The 1,536-nt window shown below is 66.0% G+C and carries 1 protein-coding gene; it reads right to left on the bottom strand.

All coding sequences use genetic code 11. From position 1 onward, the window contains the following. Window positions 1-22 precede the first annotated feature (22 nt). On the bottom strand, window positions 23-1,536 hold a 1,514-nt coding region (locus tag AC1DVT_RS20210), incomplete at its 5' end, for a PKD domain-containing protein (protein WP_477391182.1).

The raw sequence follows: 1,536 nt of genomic DNA, 5'->3' as shown, positions 1-1,536 counted from the left end.
GCATCCATCCGCCCTCCCTCTCCTACTTGGTGACCACGACTCGCACGCGGTCGATGTTCTGCAGCAGGGCGTACTTGGCATTGACGTTGCCATCGCGCTCCGCCGTGACTCGGACGCTCACGAAGTACGTTCCCGGTTGACTGAACCTGTGCTGCATGACGAGCGCGGCAACCTTCTGCGGCTTCACGACCTTGCCTGCAACATAGGTGCCGTCGCTCTCGAAGTCCCACTCGGCCGCGATGATCTCCCCGCCGCCAAGCGGCGTGCGGGCGGTCGCCACGAGCGTCACCGAATCTCCTGCCTTGGCATTGATCGTTTCCCCGCCGGACGACACGATATCGACCGTCGGCTGAATACCCTGCCGGAACTGTGCCAACGGGGACACCGAGATCTGCGCGTCCGTGATCGAGTACTGCGTGGACGCCGGTGCCGCGACTCCTTGCTCGGCCCAGCGGGCGACATCCCGCAGCGCCTGCTCGACCTCGCCGTACCAGTCGACGAGGGTGGCTGCGCGCTCGCCTGTCGGCACAGCATCCTGGTGGTAGGCGTGGTCGGTGAAGTAGACGCGGTAGGTATTCGACGCCGCAGTGCCGAGGCTCGCCTCGACGCGGTGGCGGTACCAGTCTGTGTGCCACGGCAGCGCGTCGCTGTCGTACAGGTTCGAGACAACGATGACCTTGCCGTTCACGGATCCGTCGAATGCAGCGTTCCCTGACACGACGCCGAAGATCGCAGGCTCCCCCACCACGCGCTGCGGGTAGATCGGGCTGGCGTCGGGTTTGCGGAACTGATCCAGCCCGATCCAGCCCTGGTCAGCGGCGGGCAGCTGGTAGCGGTACGCGAACCGCTTCGCGATGTTCCAACGGTGCCCGACAGTGTCGCCCATCTCGGCAAGCTTCTCGCGTACACGTTGACCGAGCGGGCCGTTCTCGGTGCCGAGATAACCGGGCGCGTTCCAGAAGTCGTCGACGTAGGTGGGGTCGTACGCCAGCGGACTGTCGGAGTCGAGTCCCGCGCCGTAGAAGGCAGGGTCCAGGCCGAGCAAGTAGTCGGGCTCCTCCCACGCCTTCAACGGGATGCCGAGCCCGAGCATCTCCTTGAGCATGGCTTGCTCAGCGGCATCCAGAGTCCCGTAGGGGTTTCCGCTCCCACCTGGAAGGACGGCGTCCCGGATCTGCGCTGCCTTGGTGCTCAGGATGAGCTCTGCGGCAGACCGCCCCTCGAAGTTGTAGCTCGACGGCGTGGGCACACCCTGAACCATCGGCACGTATCCCTGCCAGACGCCTTCAGTGTTCTCCGCGGCGCCGACAGTCTGGAACGAGCCACCACTCGGCCCGTACAGGTAGCCGAAGATCTGCCGCCCGCTGCCGTAGTAGCTCGCCGCCACGCTCTTGGCGAATTTGGCGGCCGCCGCGTCGTACCGGTATCCGAGTGAGACGGAGCTGTTGCCCGCTGCCACCGCATAACCCCCGCTCGCTAGCGCGAAACCGATGGCCCGGTCACTGGCGAGGGCGGTGCTCGGACCGCCGAACGCAG

This window comes from Microbacterium sp. P2_F9, assembly GCF_056403635.1.
This window is presented reverse-complemented; position numbering and strand designations above follow the sequence as displayed.